The 18,320-nt window shown below is 62.2% G+C and carries 14 protein-coding genes; 7 read left to right on the forward strand and 7 right to left on the reverse strand.

Annotated elements, in window-relative coordinates:
- Positions 1-996: 996 nt before the first annotated feature.
- The 3 genes from AC0Z8Z_RS22535 to AC0Z8Z_RS22545 are packed head-to-tail and all read right to left on the reverse strand — an operon-like array spanning position 997 to position 2,724.
- Positions 997-2,142 (reverse strand): alpha/beta hydrolase, encoded by a 1,146-nt coding sequence (locus tag AC0Z8Z_RS22535; RefSeq protein WP_485620578.1) that lies wholly within the window; start codon positions 2,140-2,142, stop codon positions 997-999.
- Between the two features lie 17 nt (positions 2,143-2,159).
- Positions 2,160-2,486, reverse strand: a complete 327-nt coding sequence (locus AC0Z8Z_RS22540) for a helix-turn-helix domain-containing protein (RefSeq protein ID WP_122625390.1) — start codon at positions 2,484-2,486, stop codon at positions 2,160-2,162.
- Positions 2,467-2,724: a type II toxin-antitoxin system RelE family toxin gene (locus AC0Z8Z_RS22545; protein ID WP_485620579.1), complete on the reverse strand. Its 258-nt coding sequence runs from the start codon at positions 2,722-2,724 to the stop codon at positions 2,467-2,469. Before AC0Z8Z_RS22545 ends, AC0Z8Z_RS22540 begins: the two co-directional genes overlap by 20 nt.
- Positions 2,725-2,893: 169 nt before the next feature.
- Between AC0Z8Z_RS22545 and AC0Z8Z_RS22550 the strand changes: the two genes are divergently transcribed.
- Positions 2,894-3,979, forward strand: a complete 1,086-nt coding sequence (locus AC0Z8Z_RS22550) for a CdaR family transcriptional regulator (protein WP_485620580.1) — start codon at positions 2,894-2,896, stop codon at positions 3,977-3,979.
- A gap of 115 nt (positions 3,980-4,094) precedes the next feature.
- Complete coding sequence (locus AC0Z8Z_RS22555; RefSeq protein ID WP_485620581.1) at positions 4,095-5,231, forward strand: glycerate kinase; 1,137 nt, start codon at positions 4,095-4,097, stop codon at positions 5,229-5,231.
- 25 nt (positions 5,232-5,256) lie between these two features.
- Here the strand turns inward: AC0Z8Z_RS22555 and AC0Z8Z_RS22560 are convergent, their stop codons facing one another.
- Positions 5,257-6,786, reverse strand: coding sequence for an MFS transporter (locus tag AC0Z8Z_RS22560; protein ID WP_485620582.1), 1,530 nt, complete (start codon positions 6,784-6,786; stop codon positions 5,257-5,259).
- 150 nt (positions 6,787-6,936) lie between these two features.
- On the opposite strand from AC0Z8Z_RS22560, the gene AC0Z8Z_RS22565 reads away from it, so the two are divergent.
- Entirely contained in the window at positions 6,937-7,812 is an 876-nt protein-coding gene (locus AC0Z8Z_RS22565) for a LysR family transcriptional regulator (protein WP_485620583.1), read from the forward strand.
- Between the two features lie 877 nt (positions 7,813-8,689).
- Here the strand turns inward: AC0Z8Z_RS22565 and AC0Z8Z_RS22570 are convergent.
- The gene (locus AC0Z8Z_RS22570; protein ID WP_485620584.1) at positions 8,690-10,141 is read right to left on the reverse strand and encodes a mannose-1-phosphate guanylyltransferase/mannose-6-phosphate isomerase; all 1,452 of its coding nucleotides are present in this window, start codon (positions 10,139-10,141) and stop codon (positions 8,690-8,692) included.
- Positions 10,142-10,596: 455 nt separating this feature from the next.
- On the opposite strand from AC0Z8Z_RS22570, the gene yegS reads away from it, so the two are divergent.
- Positions 10,597-11,505, forward strand: a complete 909-nt coding sequence (gene yegS / locus AC0Z8Z_RS22575) for a lipid kinase YegS (protein WP_122534491.1) — start codon at positions 10,597-10,599, stop codon at positions 11,503-11,505.
- Positions 11,506-11,556: 51 nt separating this feature from the next.
- Here yegS and AC0Z8Z_RS22580 read toward each other — a convergent pair whose 3' ends face one another.
- Positions 11,557-12,033 carry a hypothetical protein gene (locus AC0Z8Z_RS22580; RefSeq protein ID WP_485620585.1) on the reverse strand — a complete coding sequence of 159 codons (477 nt, stop codon included), beginning with the start codon at positions 12,031-12,033 and terminating at the stop codon, positions 11,557-11,559.
- Between the two features lie 242 nt (positions 12,034-12,275).
- Between AC0Z8Z_RS22580 and AC0Z8Z_RS22585 the strand changes: the two genes are divergently transcribed.
- Both AC0Z8Z_RS22585 and AC0Z8Z_RS22590 read left to right on the forward strand, forming a co-directional pair.
- Complete coding sequence (locus tag AC0Z8Z_RS22585) at positions 12,276-13,202, forward strand: chemotaxis protein CheV (RefSeq protein WP_122534492.1); 927 nt, start codon at positions 12,276-12,278, stop codon at positions 13,200-13,202.
- A gap of 117 nt (positions 13,203-13,319) precedes the next feature.
- A complete protein-coding gene (locus AC0Z8Z_RS22590) occupies positions 13,320-14,126 on the forward strand; it encodes an MOSC domain-containing protein (protein ID WP_485620586.1) in 807 nt (268 codons plus the stop codon).
- Positions 14,127-14,233: 107 nt separating this feature from the next.
- Here AC0Z8Z_RS22590 and AC0Z8Z_RS22595 read toward each other — a convergent pair whose 3' ends face one another.
- On the reverse strand, positions 14,234-16,162 hold the full coding sequence (locus tag AC0Z8Z_RS22595) for a transglycosylase SLT domain-containing protein (RefSeq protein ID WP_485620587.1): 1,929 nt from the start codon (positions 16,160-16,162) through the stop codon (positions 14,234-14,236).
- A gap of 214 nt (positions 16,163-16,376) precedes the next feature.
- Between AC0Z8Z_RS22595 and AC0Z8Z_RS22600 the strand changes: the two genes are divergently transcribed.
- The gene (locus AC0Z8Z_RS22600; protein WP_122534495.1) at positions 16,377-18,287 is read left to right on the forward strand and encodes an ATP-binding cassette domain-containing protein; all 1,911 of its coding nucleotides are present in this window, start codon (positions 16,377-16,379) and stop codon (positions 18,285-18,287) included.
- Positions 18,288-18,320 lie beyond the last annotated feature (33 nt).

An 18,320-nucleotide genomic window follows, 5' to 3' on the forward strand; every position in this document is an offset into this window, starting at 1 on the left:
GCTTTAGCCGGGAATGCATCGGGTGTGACATCGCGAGATGTGTGGTGCTCCGGCTGGCCTCTTCCCGGCTGAAGCCGGTCCCACTATTTGAACGCGGTCATCCTGTAGGACTGGTTTAGCCGGGAAAGCGTCGGGTGTGACATCGCGAGATGTGTGGTGCTCCGGCTGGCCTCTTCCCGGCTGAAGCCGGTCCCACTATTTGAACGCGGTCATCCTGTAGGACTGGTTTAGCCGGGAAAGCGTCGGGTGTGACACCGCGAGATGTGTGGTGCTCGTGCTGGCCTCTTCCCGGCTGAAGCCGGTCCCACTATTTGAACGCGGTCTTCCTGTGGGACCGGCTTTAGCCGGGAATGCGTCGGGCGTCACACAGCAGATCTGAGGGTGCTCAAGCTGGCCTCTTCCCGGCTGAAGCCGGTCCTGCTATTTGAACGTGGCCTTCCTGTGGGACTGGCTTTAGCCGGGAATGCGTCGGGCGTCACACAACAGATCTGGGGGTGCTCAAGCTGGCCTCTTCACGGCTGAATCCGGTCCCACTATTTGAACGTGGCCTTCCTGTGGGACTGGCTTTAGCCGGGAATGCGTCGGGCGTCACACAACAGATCTGGGGGTGCTCAAGCTGGCCTCTTCACGGCTGAATCCGGTCCCACTATTTGAACGCGGTCACCCTGTAGGACTGGCTTTAGCCGGGAATGCGTCGTGCGTCACACCGCAAATGTGAGGGTGCTCAAGCTGGCCTCTTCCCGGCTAAAGCCGGTCCCACTATTTGAGCGCGGTCATCCGGTAGGACTGGCTTTAGCCGGGAATGCGTTGGGTGTGACACCGCGAGATGTGTGGTGCTCGGGCTGGCCCGGCTGAAGCCGGTCCCACTATTTGGACGCGGTCATCCTGTAGGACTGGCTTTAGCCGGGAATGCATCGGGTGTGACATCGCTAAATGTGTGTTGCTCACACGGGCCTCTTCCCGGCTGAAGCCGGTCCTACTGCGTGCGCGGTCCCATTATGGGTATGCCAGTACCTCCATCATCACCCCCGATTGCCACTCGAAATACGGATTGAACGTCAGTCGCGCGAAGGCCTTGCCCGGTTCACGATGGCCCCAGTCCGAATACCACACCGGCTCGCCGTTCAGGCATTTCTGCATGTCGGCGGATTCTTGCCCGTTCCAGCAAATACGCTGGCTGCCATTCACCCCATACAACGGGTTTGCAGGCGAGAACATCAACCCCATGTGCGAGAACTGGGCGATCCGGTATTCCGGCAGGAAATCGTTGCGCACCCGCACCCTCGGGTTTTTCTGCGCTGGCGCCGGTTCGTTGCCATACCAGATCAGCCGGCTGAGCGGGTGGGTGAAGCGCGAATTGAAGGTGTCCAGCACATAACCGGTATCCAGCACCGAATCGTGCTCGGTGATGGCGACAAACACCGGCTTGTCATAGACCCCTTTATCGAGGTGCTTCTGGGCCAACAAAGCGCTGCGATAAAACTGGGCGAAACCGTTGGTGGGCACGTTCAGGTAGCGGACCGGCGTCTGCATCGGGCGCACGCCATCGTCCGGTTTCGCCAGCCACGGGCGGAACCAGCCGATGTACTGAGTGACCCAGGCGTAGGTGTTCGCCGGTTTGAAGGCCGGAGAAAACAGCACCAGGCCGGCGATATTCGCGTGCTCGTAGGCGTAATCCAGCACCAGGTTCGCCCCGGTCGAAAACCCGCCCAGATACACCGTCGGCACCTCCCGCTCAAGCATCTGCGTCTGCTCGCGCACCACCTGCTGCCACTGTCTGAGCGTCACACCAAGCATGTCCGCCGGCTTGCTGCCATGCCCCGGCAGCAACACCGTGCGCACCAGAAACCCCTGCGCGGCGAGCGCCTCGCCGACGTCATTGAACGACCAAGGAGAGTCGCCGAGGCCATGGACCAACAGAATCCCCCGTGTGGCTGGCCCACTGGGTCGCCATTCCCGAGGCGCGTTCCACTCGATCTCGGCAGGGTGATCAGGCGTCTGAAAGGTCCGGTTCTGCTCCATCCAGGCGATGGTCTGCTGGCGATACTCGGCAAAACTCGCCTGCCCCAAAGGCACCTCGGTCGAGGCGCAGGCCTGAAGGGTCAGGGCGGAAAGGAGGAGGGTGAGACGGTGAAGGGCCAAATTGAGATCTCGCGTGTTCAGATGTCCAGTTGATCGGGCCGAATGCCGAATGCCTGGGCGATTCTTTCTCGGGTCTGCTTGCGGGGACGCGCCACCGATTCCTGCTGGGCGTAGGCGGGTTGGGAGATACCGAGTCTTCCGGCGACAAGCTCTTGGGTCAGATCCAGATACTCGCGCCACGCCCGAATCGGCGTTGAACCGTCAACGATCCGGCTGACGACCTCATGAGGGATTAGATCATCCACACCGTGCTGGCTGACGTACTCTTCATAAGGGATGACCACGAAGGCGGGCTTGCCGTCCGGGCCGTTGATGATCTGGATGTTATGAGTAGGTGCGCTCATCGCGTTTTTTGACCTCCTGAACACTGACAATTTTGACCCCGCCGTCCCAGCCGAACAGAACACGATAGTCGCCAACTCTCAGGCGGTAGCCGCAGCTATGGCCAGCGAGAGATTTAACGTGGGTGACGTCCGGCATCGACTCCAGCTTGCTTACAGCGTCCCTGATTTGCACCTGATGCCTTAGTTGCAACTTGAGGAGTTGTTTCACGGCCTTCCTTGTCCATACGATCGTATTCATGGGTCCTTATAAGACTTCCATAAGTCTGGCCTGGATATTACTTATAGTTGAAATCCCATGCTAGCGGCCAATCGCGCCGGGACCAAGATTCAGGCAGACTCCCTCCACCCACAAAAACAAGACCTGATGTGTATGAACCCTCACTCCCTTCGCTGTGCAGACACCCCTCATGTTCGCCCTTGATCACGCCCTGGCCCAGGACATCGTCGACCGGGCGATGGCGATTTTGCCGTGCAACGTCAATGTCATGGATTATCTGGGCATCATCATTGGCAGTGGCGAGGCGGAGCGGTTGTACACCCGGCATGAAGGGGCGCAGCTTGTGCTTGCCAACAGCCGCGTGGTGGAGATCGATTCGCACACCGCCCGGCAGCTCGACGGGGTGCGGCCGGGGGTAAATTTGCCCTTGATGCTGGATCAGAAACTGATCGGCGTGCTCGGCATCACCGGCGAGCCCGATGAGGTGCGGGTCTACGCGGAGCTGGTGAAGATGACCGCCGAGATGCTCATGGAGCACCGACGTCAGCAGGCCGATCAACAGTGGCGGCATCAGCGCAGTGAAGACCTGCTGTCGCGGCTGTTGCTCGGCGAAAGTGCTGCCCATCTGGTCGCCGAGGCTGAGCAGTTGGGCTTGCAGCCGCAGTTGCCGCGTCAGGCCGTGCTGCTCGAACTCCCCGAAGCCGCGACCCATGCCGGTGTGATGAGTGCGTGGCTGATGGGGCGATACGCCAACAGCTGGTGTCTGCCCTGTGAGCCGGGGTTGATTTACTGGTGCCGCGCCGTAGGGAAGGATCGCGACGACGCCTTGCTGCTGGCGCTTTTCGACGAGCAAGACTGGCCCGTACAGCGCATGGCGACCGTCGAGCCTTCATCTGATCTGGCCTCCCTGCGCGCCGCCTGCACCGCCGCTCGCGACCTGCTCGAGTACGCACGCCACTTGCGGCCGACCGTCAAACTGCTGCGTCTGGCCAGCCATCGCGTCGCGCTGCTGTTCTGGCGCAATCGCCACGACTGGTTGGCCGAAGGCATCGCAGAACCCATCAAGCGCCTGCACGACAACCCGCAGCTGCTCGACACCCTGCGCGCCTGGTTCGATTACAGCGGCGAAAGCCAGGCCTGCGCCGACGCGCTGGGCATCCATCGCAACAGCCTGCGTTACCGGCTTGAGAAAATTACCGAACTGACTGGCTGCGACCCTTATCGAACAGAAGACCTGCTGCGCCTGTACCTCGGCGCGCAGATGGTGGTCAGGTAAAGCGCTGTCGCAGCGTTGTTCGTATGAACAACCGAGCCAGCCATCTGTTGTGCAAGCGTAAGGCGGTAAAGTTTCTTCAGGGTGCGAAGATCGTCCATCAGACAAGGAGAATAATATGAAAATCGTCATCGCCCCGGACTCGTTCAAAGACAGCCTCAGCGCCCAAAGTGTCGCCCACGCCATCGCCGCCGGGCTCATCGATGTCTGGCCTGATGCCCAGTTGGTCGAGTGCCCGATGGCCGATGGCGGGGAGGGCACCATCGAAGCGGTCTTGGCGGCGTGCGACGGTGAGTGGATGAGCAATCAGGTCAGCGGACCGCTTGCGCAGCCCGTGCAGGCACAGTGGGGCTGGCTGTCGGACACGCGCACAGCGATCATCGAAATGGCCATGGCCAGCGGCTTGCAACTGCTGAGCCTGGAACAGCGCGACGCGACGGTCACCAGCACGTTCGGCACCGGCGAGCTGATCAAGGCCGCCCTGGATGCCGGCGCCGAGCGGGTGATTCTGGCCATCGGCGGCAGCGCGACCAATGATGCCGGCACCGGCATGCTGTCGGCGCTGGGCGCGCGCTTCCTTGACCGCGACGACCAGCCTCTCCCGGCCGGTGGTCTGTCGCTGGCGCAACTGGCGCGCATCGACCTGACCGGGCTCGACCCGCGCTTGAACAGCGTGCAGTTCGAGGTCGCCGCCGACGTCAACAATCCCCTGTCCGGCCTGCAGGGTGCTTCGCACATCTTTGGCCCGCAGAAGGGCGCGTCCCCTGAGCAGGTGCTGGCGCTGGACGCGGCCCTGGGGCATTTCGCCGAGCATTCCGCTCAGGCACTGGGTCGGGACGACAGCGAATACCCGGGAAGCGGCGCGGCAGGCGGCATGGGTTTCGCCGCCAAGGCCTATCTGAATGCATCGTTCCGTCCCGGCGTGGAGGTGGTCGCCGACCTGACCGGGCTGGCCGACGCACTGGAGGGCGCCGACTTGGTCATCACCGGCGAAGGCCGTTTCGACGCCCAGACCCTGCGCGGCAAAACCCCCTTCGGCGTCGCCCGGATGGCGCAGCGCAACAACGTGCCGGTCATCGTGCTGGCCGGCACACTGGGGGAGGGCTACGCCGACCTTTATGCCCACGGCATCAGCGCCGCGTTTGCCGTGACCAGCGGGCCGATGACGCTGGAGTTCGCCTGCGCCAATGCGGCGGCCCTGCTCCATGATCGCGCGCGGGATATCGCCCGGGTGTGGGCCCTCGCAGCCCGCTAAAAATTCGCCTCAGCGGTGGCATGGGTCAGGCGGTTTTCAGGTGCATCAGCGGAATGGGCTTGCGCATCAGCGTGCCCACCAGCACTGCGGCCAACAGGGCGATCAGTCCCGACACCCACAGCACCGAGCCGAAGCCCGAGACAAAGGCGTCCCGGGCCAGCGGCTGAATCATTCCCCGGGCGCTGGCATCGATCGTTTGCAGCGCAGCGTTCATGTCCCCGGCCACCGCACGTGAGGCGATGTGCTCGGCCTGATCGAGGAGGTCGGGCGCAACGGTCGCCAGTGTGTCTTTCAGCGCACCGAGCGTGTGACTGGCGAGCAGCGCGCCGTAGACGCCGATCGCCAGCATGATGGCGCTGAACCGCATGGTCGTGCTCATCCCCGATGCCATGCCGGTGCGTTCGCGGGGTACGCAGGCCATGATGTTTTTCTGGGTGTCGCCATTGAGCAAGCCCGCCCCCGCACCGGTCACCGCCATCGCCGCAGCGAATGCCGGGTAGCCGCCCATTCCGGTGGCCCAGGCGCAAAGCAGGTTGCCGATGCCCACAAGGGTCAGGCCCAGCGCCATCATGGCGGCCGGCGAAAGATGACGTGAGATTGTCGGCCCGAAGCGTGGCAACAGGAGCATGGTGATTGCGAACGGCAGCATGCCCAGCCCCGAGCCGATGGCGCTGAAGCCCAGGCCGTTCTGCAGGTAAAACGGCAGCAGGGTCATCATCACTTGGGCGCAGCCAGCGTAGGCGAACATGCCGAGCAGGGCACCGATGAAGCGCGGGTATTTGAACAGCTGCAAGTCGACCATCGGCCGGCGTTGCAGGCGCTCGGCGATGACGAACAGCGCGAGTAGCACCGCCCCGGCGGCCAGACGCATGGAGGTGAGCGGGTGGTCCCAGCCGATTCGGGTGGCTTCGATCAGGCCCCAGATCAGGCTCAGCAGGCTGGCACTGAAAAACAGGCTGCCCCACGGATCAAGCCGCGCTGACTGCTCGTTGCGCGATTCCTCGATGTTCCCCATGACCATCACCAGCAGCCCCAGACCCACCGGCAGGTTAAGGTAGAAAATCCAGCGCCAGCCGACCAGTTCGGCGATCAGCCCGCCGACCGTGGGCGCTGCAGTCATGGCCACGCCCATGCAGGCTCCCCAGAACGCCCAGGCTTTGGCGCGCTCGGCTTCATCATGGAAAACGTGGCCGATGGTCGCCAGCGCCGAGGTCAGCAGCAAGGCCGCGCCCACACCCTTGAGCGCACGGGCAATGTCGAGGAACAGAATGTCCGGCGCCGCTCCGCAGCCTAGCGACGCCAGGATGAACAGCACCAGCCCGGTGATCAGCATGCGCTTGCGCCCAAAGCGGTCGGCCAGGCTGCCCGCCGGCAGCAACAGCGCGGCGAAAGCCAGCATGTAGGCGCTGACCACCCACTCGATGTCGGCAAACCCGGCACCCAGATCACGCGCGATGCTCGGCAGAGTCACGGCGACAATGTTGGTGTCGAGCACGATCAACGCGCACACGCCGGAAGCCGTGAGCAGGGTCATGCGGGGGCTGGGTCGAGACATGTATGGGGCTCCGGAGGTTGTTAGGTGCTGGCTAACACGGGTGGTGACTACATTGGGTGGGGCGGTTCTTCGCTGCAACAGAGTAAGCGGATATGCCCTATGCTCTGTTACCCGCGCCCCGCGTTTTGATTACCTCCCAGGTAACGCTCCATGGAAATCCGTCACTTTCGCTACTTTCTGGCCGTCGCCCGTCATCGGCATTTCACTCGCGCCGCTGAGCAACTGGGCATCGCGCCGCCTACGCTGACGCGGCAGATTCAGGACCTGGAAAACGCGCTGGGCACCCGGCTGTTTCTCCGTGAACAGCGAGAGGTGAGGCTGACGGAGGCGGGACGCGCGTTGCAGATCGAGGCCGAACTGGCGGTGCGCCAGTTTGAGACCGCGCAGTACAACGTCCAGCGCGCCGGCCGTGGCGAGGCCGGCCGGATCGAGTTGGGCTACGTCGCCTCGGCGGTGTTTTCCGGGGTGTTGCAGCAGCACGTCAGTCAGTTTCGTCAGCGCTATGCGGACATTGAATTCAACATCAACGAGCATCTGATGCCGACGCTGCCGCGGCTGATCGAGGAGGGGCGGCTGGACGTGGGTTTCATCCGCTCGCCCATGCAGCTGCCCGATTCGGTCAGCGTCGTGCCGTTGCTGACCGAGGGTTTTGTTCTGGCGCTGGCGGACAGTTCGTGGCTTTGTAAACTGAAGGTGATCAACACGGTGAACCTGCAGAGCGAGGTGTTCATTCTCCCTGAGCAGATTTCCGGCACGCTGGAGGTGGCGGCCCATGGCGGTTTCGCGCCGACGCTGGGTCCGCAGCCGGGAGGGCTGGTGTCGGTGATTGCGCTGGTGAGTCTTGGCCAGGGGGTGGCGGTGGTGCCGGAGTCGGTGGTGGATCACATTCGGTTGCCGAATGTGGTCTATCGGCGGATTGAGGATTGTCAGCCGAGCTCGTCGTTGTCGCTCATCCACCGACGCCACGAAAAGGCCCCGGCGGTGATCAGGTTTGTTGAGTACGTCAAAGGCGCGCGGGGGCTGTGAGAAGATCAAGGGCGTCTGCCTGGGGGCAGACTGTTTCGCCTTCGGCGACTTACTTTTGAAAAGCACCAAAAGTAAGCAAAAGTGCCTGCTCCTGGTTGGGCCCTTCCTTCGTCAGGGTTCCTTCACTCCGGTCTCGCTCCGTGGGCCCGCGCCGAACGGACATCCCTGTCCTGACGGCGCTCTCGCCGCATCCATGCGGCTCGGCCCACTCCGCGAGACCTGCGTTCAGCCTGCACCCAAGTCGCGATGGGCGGTGACTGAGCCTCTTGTGTATGAAGATCAAGATCAAAGGCTTCCCGGCTGAAGCCGGTCCTACAGTCGAGGTCGCCACCGCTATTTCTGATCGTTCCCACGCTCCGCGTGGTAACGCCCCTCCGGACGCTCCGCGTCCCTTAGACGACGCGCATTCGGGACTGGGGAAATGACGCGGAGCGTCACGGGATGCATTCCCATGCGGAGCGTGGGAACGATCAAACGGCGGGTACTCTTAGGACCGGCTTTAGCCGGGAAGCTCTTGATCTGCTTCTGATCTGCTCTTGCTCTTCATACGCAAAAAGCCCAGACACCACAAATCGCGACTTGGGTGCAGGCTGAGCGCAGGTCTCGCGGAGTGGGCCGAGCGGCATGGATGCCGCGAGAGCCGCCCCCCGCCATGGATGGCGGATGGCGGCGGGCCCACGGAGCGGGACCGGAGTGAAGGAACCCCGAGGAACGAGGGGCCCAACCAGGAGCAAGCACCCTTGGTTACTTGGGGTGCTTTTCCAAGTAACTCGGCGAAGCCGAAACAGTCTGCCCCCAGGCAGACGCCCTTGATCTTGATCTTGATCTTGATCTTGATCTTGATTCTGATCTTGATCTTGATCTAATCAGGCAACGCCTAAGCCTTCGCAGGCTCAGGCACCCGCCCATAAACATCGGTAAACCGTACGATGTCGTCTTCCCCCAGATACTCCCCGCTCTGCACCTCGATCATCACCAGATCAATCACCCCCGGGTTGACCAGACGATGGGTATGCCCCGGTTTGATGAACGTCGACTCATTGGTATCGAGCATGAACTCGTCTTCCCCGTTGGTGACCCGAGCCATGCCGCTGACCACAATCCAGTGCTCGCTGCGGTGGTGATGCATCTGCAGCGACAAAGACGCCTGCGGTTTCACCACGATGCGCTTGATCTTGAAGCGCTTGCCTTCCTCCAGCACCGTGTAAGTGCCCCACGGTCTGGTCACGGTGTTGTGCAGTAGGTACGCCGGATGGCCCTGACGCTTGAGCTCCTGGGCGATGACCTTCACTTCCTGACTGCGATTTGCATCGGCGATCAACAAAGCGTCCGGGGTGTCGATGATGATCAGGTTGTCCAGACCCACCGCACCCACCAGTCGCTTCTTCGAGTCGATGTAGCAGTTGGTCACGTCGTGCAACACCACCTCGCCGTTGCATCGGTTGCCATTTTCATCGGCCGCACTCAGCTCGCGAATGGCCTGCCACGAACCGATGTCGCTCCAGCCCATCTCGCACGGCACCACCGCGACCTTCTGCGAACGCTCCATCAACGCGTAATCGATGGAAATGTCCGGCGCCAGGGCGAAGCTCGTGCTGTCCAGCTCGATCTGCAGTTCGTTGCGGCCTTCCTTGCTGGTGCACTGCGCCAGGCAATGGCGCACCGCGGCCAGAAGCGCCGGTGCGTGACTTTCCAGTTCGGCCAGCAGCACATCGACGCGCATGCAGAACATGCCGGCGTTCCACAAATGCAGCCCACCCTCGACATAGTTCTGGGCGGTGACAGCATCGGGTTTCTCGACGAAACGCGCCACCTGATAGGCCTCGCTGCTGAGGGCCTGGCCTTTCTCGATGTAGCCAAAGCCGGTTTCGGCGCGGGAGGGAACCAGCCCGAACGTCACCAGCCAGCCCTGGTCGGCCAGCTTGCGTGCGCTCTGCACGGCGGTCTCGAAGGCGGCAACGTCAGTGATCAATTGATCCGCCGGCAGAATCAACAGCTGCGCGTCATCGCCGTAGCGCGCCTGGACATGCAGCGCTGCGGCAGCGATGGCAGGGGCCGTGTTGCGGCCGAACGGTTCGAGCAGAAACTCCAGCGAACGCTGTCGTTTATTCAGCAGCCGGTAGTCATCCACGGTGCGGAAATACACGTCCCGGTTGGTGACGGTGAGCACGCTTTCGACACCGTCCAGCTGGCTGGCGCGGTTGAACGTCTTTTGCAGCAGGCTTTCGCCGTCCGGCAAGCGCATGAAGGGTTTGGGCATCGCCTCCCGTGAAACAGGCCACAGCCGGGTGCCGGCGCCGCCAGCAATAATGCAGGGAATCAGTTGCATGTGGGTTTTCGCCTTTTCGATCCGTGAATCAATGACAGGGCCGCAATCCAGGCGATCGCATTGAAAGTCAATTTACTGACTTTTATGAGAGTCCTGTGCAAATTAGCCAATTATTTGTCGATTAAGCGCTTTCCGCCCGTGGTTTTCAAGAGGCTGTAACGCAGAAGTAACGCCTCTCGTCCCCTAATTACGGCACGCAAGGCGGCAACCTCATGGGCATGCACGGAGATGAATGTCGCGTGTCGGCAAGGACCGCACACGTAAGTCCCCGCCGCTCAAGGCTTTTTGCCATCACCGACTGCCATCACACCCCGTCCAATGCCTTCCAGGGATGGAGTTTGGCGAGATCTCAATCCAAGGACGTTGGTTTAAAAGATTTTCCTCCGCCGGGCTTTTTTCGCAGCGCGCGCGGTCAACACATCACGCATCAACTCGAACACGCAAAAGGAAGGGATATGACAGCGCGCAGGGCATTACTGATTCTTCACGGCAAGCAGGCGCTCAATGAGGATGTCCGCGAGGCAGTGGAGCGCAAGCGCAAACACGGCTGGGAACTGGACGTTCGCGTGACCTGGGAAGCAGGCGATGCCCAGCGCCTGGTGCGCGAGGGTCTGGAGGCCGGTCATCGGCAGATCATCGCCGGCGGTGGCGACGGCACCCTGCGGGATGTCGCCGAGGCGTTGGCGCTGTCTGAAGTCGACGCCAGCCTGGTGATCATGCCGCTGGGGACGGCCAACGATTTTGCCCGCTCCGCAGGCGTGCCGCTGGAACCCGACCAGGCCCTTGACCTGCTGGACGTACCGGCGCGTGCCGTCGATATGGGGGCGGTGGGCGGCCAGATGTTCCTCAACATGGCCACCGGCGGCTTTGGCAGTCAGGTCACCGCCAATACCTCTGAAGACTTGAAGAAGATCCTCGGCGGTGCGGCGTATCTGTTCACCGGTCTCACACGCTTCAGCGAGTTGAAAGCCGCGTACGGCGAATTCAACGGCCCGGATTTTCACTGGAAGGGCGAGATGCTGGCGCTGGGCATCGGCAACGGCCGTCAAGCTGGCGGGGGGCATCCGTTGTGCCCCGAAGCCTTGGCCGACGACGGTCTGCTGGACATCAGCATCTTGCCAGCGCCCCAGGAAGTGGTGAGCACCCTGAGGAGTCTGCTCGAAGGCGGGCTTGGCCTGGACAATATGTTCGTCCGCGCACGGTTGCCGTGGGTCGAACTCAAATCGGCGCAGGGGCTGACCATCAACCTCGACGGCGAACCTCTGAGCGGGGAGGCCACCCGTTTCGAAGCCAGAGCGGGGGCGCTGCGCGTGCACTTGCCATCGCATTCGCCGTTGCTGGGGCAGACGCGGCACATCGCCTGATCCCCCGCAAGCATTGCCCGGAGCTGACTGCGCTTCGCTCCGCTCGGCACATCAAGTCAGGGGCACGTCGCACTGCTCAGGGTTGACCTGCCAGCTCGGCGTGATGCCCCGGTTTTCTTTCCGGGCGCCGAACCCGCACTGGCAAGCGAAGGCGTTCAGCAAGTCGCGCTCTTCGCTTTCGTCCAGCGTCAGCGAACCATTGCGCGGATCAATGAGTTCCAGTTGCCATGACATCAACACGAAGCAGCGTTTAAGAGCGGGCAGTGCCTTGGGCGGCAATTGTCGGGCGGCGGTGGCGGACTCAAGAAGGTCATGCAGTTGCCGGGCGAACCCGCAAACAGTTGCAATGCCGTGAGTGTCGGCCTCACGGGCGAGGTGTTGCAATGTGGAGAGCAGGCATTCCATCGCGTCACGATCATCACTGATCAATTCCAGATGACTGAAGCATTCGTCGGCGCGGCACATCAGTGTCTGGCTGTTGCTGAGAAATGCTGCGTGCAACTGCTGCCATTCGAGGCCATTCAGCATGTGCAATCTCCACCTTCTCTCAATGAGATGTCGGGTCGCGTGGGGGCGAGTGGCCCAAAGTTAATGTTGAGCGCACTTGAAAGTCTGTAGGCCATTTCTGATTGTTGCGAATGGGGGCAGAGGACGCTGATCGGCGGAACGGGTGAAACGTTCATCTGCGCCGTTATCCCGATTAAGGTCTGCCACGGCGCTGCCGATACAGGGTAGGCGGACTTACTTGAACCCTGCTCCAGGAGCAACAGATGGCTGGCATTCTCGACACAGTAGACCAACGTACACAGCTGGTAGGTGAGAACCGCCTGGAAATCCTTATGTTCCGCCTGGCTGGCCGACAGTTGTTCGCGATCAACGTATTCAAGGTTCAGGAAGTCCTGCAGCTGCCCAAGCTGACGCTGATGCCCCAGCGTCATCCGTTCGTCTGCGGCGTGGTCAACCTGCGCGGCCAGACCCTGCCGGTGATCGACCTGTCCCAGGCCATCGGCATGCGTCCGCTGGTACCGGGGCCTTCGAGCACCATCATCGTCACCGAATACAACCGCTCGGTTCAGGCGTTCCTGGTGGGCGGCGTCGACCGCATCGTCAACATGAACTGGGAGGCGATCCTGCCGCCGCCGACCAGCGCCGGGCGGCAGCACTACCTGACCGCCATCAGCAAGGTCGACGACCAGTTGGTGGAGATCATCGACGTGGAAAAAGTCCTCGCCGAAATCGTGCCGTACAGCGCCAAGGTCTCCCGCGACAAGCTGGACGATCCGGTCCTCGCCCGGGCCATCGGCCGCGAAGTGCTGCTGGTGGACGATTCCAACGTGGCGCTTTCGCAGTTGCGCGACACCCTGGGTCAGCTCGGCGTGAAAATGCACGTCGCCCGTGACGGGCTGAAAGCCCTGAACATGCTCAAGGGCTGGGCAGACACCGGCGAGGTCATGACCGACAAACTGCTGATGGTCTTCACCGACGCCGAGATGCCGGAAATGGACGGCTACCGCCTTACCACGGAAATCCGTAACGACCCTCGTCTGCGCGGTCTTTACGTCGTGCTGCACACCTCGTTGTCCGGCAGCTTTAACGAGTCCATGGTCAAGAAGGTCGGGTGCGACAACTTCCTCTCCAAATTCCAGCCGGACAAGCTGGTCGACGTGGTCCGCGAGCGGCTCATGCTCGACAACTGATCCGGTACTGTTTCAAGCCCCTTGCTGTATGGAGGGGCTTTTTTGCATCTGTACCGCTTGGTTTCCTGGCGTCTCGTATAGAGTGGTGGCTTTCCGCTCTGGCATAAGGACGCGTACATGTTTCGTCTCAGCGCACTGTATCGGTACCCCCTCAAATCCTGCATGGGCGAGTCGTTGCAGCAGGCCCGTTTCGATGAGTTGGGCATGAGTGGCGATCGTCGCTGGATGCTGGTGGATGAAGCCAGCGGGCGCTTTTACAGCCAGCGTGCGCTGCCGCAGATGTCGCAGCTGTCGGTGCTGTGGAAGGGCGATGGCGTAACACTTTCGGCCCCGGGGCTGGGCAGTCTGGATGTGCCGGTGCCGAGCGATGAAGAGGCCAATCTGCGCGGCATCACGATCTGGCGCGACACGTTTCGGGTGCCGGACGCGGGCGAGGAAGCGGCGCGGTGGGTAAGCGCCCTGGCGGGCAAGCCGACGCGGCTGGTGCATGTGCCGAAAGAGCGCGCTCGCTGGTTGCCTTCCGGCTATGGGGCGATTGAAGACAGGGTCGGGTTTGCTGACGGTTTTCCGCTGTTGTTGATCGGGCAGTCGTCCCTGGATGACTTGTCGAGCAAGGTCGGGCGTCCCCTGGAGATGCTGCGGTTTCGCCCGAATCTGGTGGTGACCGGCGCCGAAGCGTTTGCGGAGGATGGCTGGAAGCGGATTCGGATTGGCGGGGTTGAGTTGCGGGTGTTGAAGCCCTGCTCGCGGTGCATTATGACGACAATCGACCCGGCAACCGGTGAGCGCAGCGCGGATCGCGAACCGATGACAACGCTCAAGACCTATCGCGAGCGGGAAGGGGAGATCTGGTTTGGCCAGAACCTGGTGAGCGATGGGCCGGGGGTTGTCGAGGTGGGGATGGAGGTTGAAGTGCTGGAGTAGTCGAGCGCCTGCCAAACGCCTTCCCGGCTAAAGCCAGTCCTACGGGACGTACGCAATTTCACCGTAGGAGCCGGCTTGCTGGCGAACGTGGTCGAACATTCGCCCGCTCACAAATCATCAAAAAACCGTTCATGCCAGTCCACCAGCGGCTGCGGTGAATTAAGCTTCTGGCCGTAGATCACGGCATACGACAGCACGTTCTGCACATACTGGCGGGTTTCGTCGAACGGAATGCTCTCGACCCAGACGTCGAAGGCCAGGTGATTGGCGCCCCTCAGCCACTGCCGCACGCGTCCCGGACCTGCGTTATACGCGGCCGAAGCCAGCACCCGGTTGCCATTGAACTGAGCGTGGACCTGACTCAGATACGCCGCGCCGAGCTGGATGTTCTTGTCCGGATCGAGCACCTGCGCCGGTGAGGCCAGCGGGATGCTGAATTTGCGCGCGGTCTCTTTGGCGGTCGCAGGCATCAGCTGCATCAAGCCTGCGGCACCGACGCCGGAGCGGGCGTCGTCCATGAAGGCACTTTCCTGTCGCGTGATCGCAAAGACCCAGCTTGAGTGCAGCCCGCGAACCTGGGCTTCACGCACCAGGGTGTCGCGGTGGGCCATCGGGAAGCGGATGTCCAGGTCGTCCCAGTACTGGGCCTGGCTGATGGTGCGAATGGCCGGGAAGAACCAGTGCATGTCGTACGCCAGTTTGGCCTGGGCAACCATTTCGTCTCGGCTGAAGCGACGGGTGACGTGGTACCACTCGCGGCGCCCGTCGACGATCTGCCCGCGATCATAAAACTCCAGCGCGCGGCGCACGCCCGGGGTGTTACGCACCTTGGTCATGAGCGCCTGACTCATCGCCAGCGGCTTGTTGTTGAGCATGTACGGCGTCTGGGTGCGGTCGGCGGCGAGGAAGCCGTAGAAGTCACGCTCCTTCGCGACGGCCTTGTACAGCCCCGGCAGCAGCGGGCTGTTGGGCTGGGCCAGTTCCAGGGAGCGGGCCTGCCAGTAACGCCAGCGGTTGGTGGTCGCCAGGTCCTGGGGCAGGCGGCGGGTCAGCTCGTACGCGTCACTCCAGCGGCCCAGTCGCAGCAATAGGCGCAGGCGCCATTCGGTAACGGTGTTGTCGCGCAGGTCCGGGTCGTACTTGGTCATGACCTCAAGGGCCCGACCGTCGTAACTGCGGGCGAGGGTCAGGCCGATTTCCTTGGCGATCTGCACCTGTTCCTCGTGTGAAAAATGCAGCACCGGCGCGTAGCTGTCGAGCAGCTCCATGGCTCGCTGCGGGTCCTGCTTGGCCAGGCGACGCAGGCCCAGCCCGACCACATCGGACATCGCCTCGTCGGCCGGCATGAACTGGCCCGAGTTGTTGACCATTTCGGGCTTCTGCGCCACGGCGATCAGCAAACGACCCTGGGGGGCGAGGGTGGTCATGCTGTTGACCAGTTGATTGGCCAGCGCATAGTTGCGCCCTTGCGCGGCGAGCTTGGCGCGCTGCCATCTTTTCTGTTCAGTCAGCTGTCCTTCGACGGCCCATTGAGTGAAGAACGTATCGCAGGCCGCCGGCAGCGTCTTGCCGGTCATCCAGGTCTTCTCGGCGTTGGCATAGCCTTCCGAGCGCTGGTTGTGGCTGAGCTGGTACGAGCCGTACAAACAGTCGAGCTCGACGAAATTCAGCTTGGGGTCGTAGTACTTGACGAAGGGCTGCCAGTCACCGCGCGAGGCGAGCAATCGTAGCCAGCGCAGCTTCATGTAGTTGGCTTGGGGCAGGTCGCCATGCTCGGCGAAAAATTTCTCGACTTCCTCGTCACTCGCGCTGTTCAGGCGTGCGGTGAGTTCGTCGTAGGCCAGGTAGGGTTCGAGGGGATAGTCCGCCAACGCGGCGGCATAGGTGCGATAAGGGCCACTGTCGCCCTTGGCTAAAGCCCGCTTGGCCTCATCGTAATACTGACGCTGGGTGGTGAGATCGACCGCTTGGACGGATTGGGCAGCGGTGGCCGACAGAAGCAGGCAGGACAAAAGGCTGAAGAAACGACTGCGCATGAGACTTCCGTGCAGATGCATCGTGAAAAGTGCGGCTAGCTTAGCCTGTTGCCCGCGCGGGTTGAAGCGCTGCCTTGCCCGTCGTGATAGATGGAAACATACCCCGGCCTACAATCGGCCGGCCACCGGGTCCGGACGACGTCCTGTCATCGATTAGCCGCCCCTCTGCCGGGTTATCTCAGGTAGAATGCGCGCCCGGTTTTTGGAGAAGCTCATGACCCTGCTCAAATTCAGCGATGTGTCCCTTGCGTTCGGCGCCATGCCGTTGTTGGACAAGGTGTCCTGGCAGATCGCCCGTGGTGAGCGGGTCTGCATCATCGGCCGCAACGGCACTGGCAAATCCAGCATGTTGAAGCTCGTCAAGGGCATTCAGATGCCTGACGACGGCAATGTCTGGCGCGCGCCCGGCCTGAAGATCGGCGAGCTGCCCCAGGAGTTGCCGGTCGCTGACGGCCGTACCGTATTCGACGTCGTTGCCGAAGGCCTGGATGGCGTGGGCGAGCTGCTCGCTCAGTATCACCACCTCAGCCAGAACATCGTCACCGCCGAAGACCTCGACAAGCTGATGCACGTGCAGTCGGACCTCGAAGCCCGTGACGGCTGGCGCCTGCAGCAGTTGGTGGACAGCACCCTCAGCCGTCTGCAACTGCCGGCCGACAAGACCCTCGCCGAACTGTCCGGCGGCTGGCGTCGTCGCGTGTTGCTGGCCCAGGCCCTGGTGTCCGAGCCTGATCTGCTGATGCTCGACGAACCGACCAACCACCTGGACATCGGCGCGATCGCCTGGCTTGAAGAAGCACTGAAGGAATTCCAGGGCGCGGTGTTGTTCATCACCCACGACCGGTCCTTCCTGCAAAACCTTGCCACGCGCATTCTCGAACTCGACCGTGGCGGCCTGATCGACTGGGACGGCGACTACGCCAGCTTCCTGGTGCACAAGGAAGCCATGCTCGCGGCGGAAGAAACCGCCAACGCGCTGTTCGACAAGCGTCTGGCCCAGGAAGAAGTGTGGATCCGTCAGGGCATCAAGGCCCGTCGTACCCGTAACGAAGGCCGCGTACGCGCCCTGAAGGCATTGCGCGTCGAGCGTAGCGACCGTCGCGAACGTACCGGCAAAGCCAACATTCAGCTCGACACCGCAGACAAATCCGGCAAGCAGGTGATGGTGCTCGACAACGTCAGCTTCGCTCACCCGGGCGGCCCGATGCTGATCAAGGACTTCTCCATGGTCCTGCAGCGCGAAGACCGCATCGGCCTGCTCGGCGCCAACGGCACCGGCAAGACCACGCTGCTCAAGCTGATGCTCGACAACCTCCAGCCCACCAGCGGCAAGGTGGAAGTCGGCACCCGTCTGGATGTCGCCTACTTCGACCAGTTGCGTCACCAGCTCGATCTGGAAAAGACCGTGATCGACAACGTGGCCGAAGGGCGCGACTTCATCGACATCGACGGTCAGAGCCGCCACGTCCTCAGCTACCTGGGCGATTTCCTGTTCAGCCCGCAGCGGGCGCGGACGCCGGTCAAGGCTTTGTCGGGCGGTGAGCGCGCGCGTCTGCTGCTCGCCAAGCTGTTCAGCAAACCGGCCAACCTGCTGGTCCTCGACGAACCGACCAACGATCTGGACGTCGAGACCCTTGAGCTCCTTGAAGAAGTGCTGCTGACCTTCAAGGGCACCGTGCTGATGGTCAGCCACGACCGGGCATTTCTCGATAACGTCGTCACCAGTACCCTGGTGTTCGAAGGCGAGGGCAAGGTCCGCGAATTCGTCGGTGGCTATCAGGACTGGATTCGACAGGGCGGCTCGCCGCGTCTGCTGGGCGTCACCGACAGCAAGTCCGGCAAGTCCGAACTGGCCACTGCCGTAGTTCAGGCGGCACCCGTCGCAGCGGCAGAAATGCCGGTCGCGAAAAAGAAGCTCAGCTATAAACTGCAGCGCGAGCTTGAAGCATTGCCCGCGCAGATCGACGCTGTTGAAGCGCAAATGGCTGCGCTCAGTGCCGAGATGGCCGAGGCCGGTTTCTATCAGCGTCCTGCGGAGCAAACGACAGCTGTCATGGCGCAGCTGGAAAGCCTGCAAGGCGAACTGGACGGCTTGCTTGAGCGTTGGGCTGAGCTGGACGAGTGATCGGTAACCTGTAGCAATAAAAAAGCCCGGCCC

It is taken from the genome of Pseudomonas sp. 1L-C-7-B-C1, assembly GCF_057291635.1.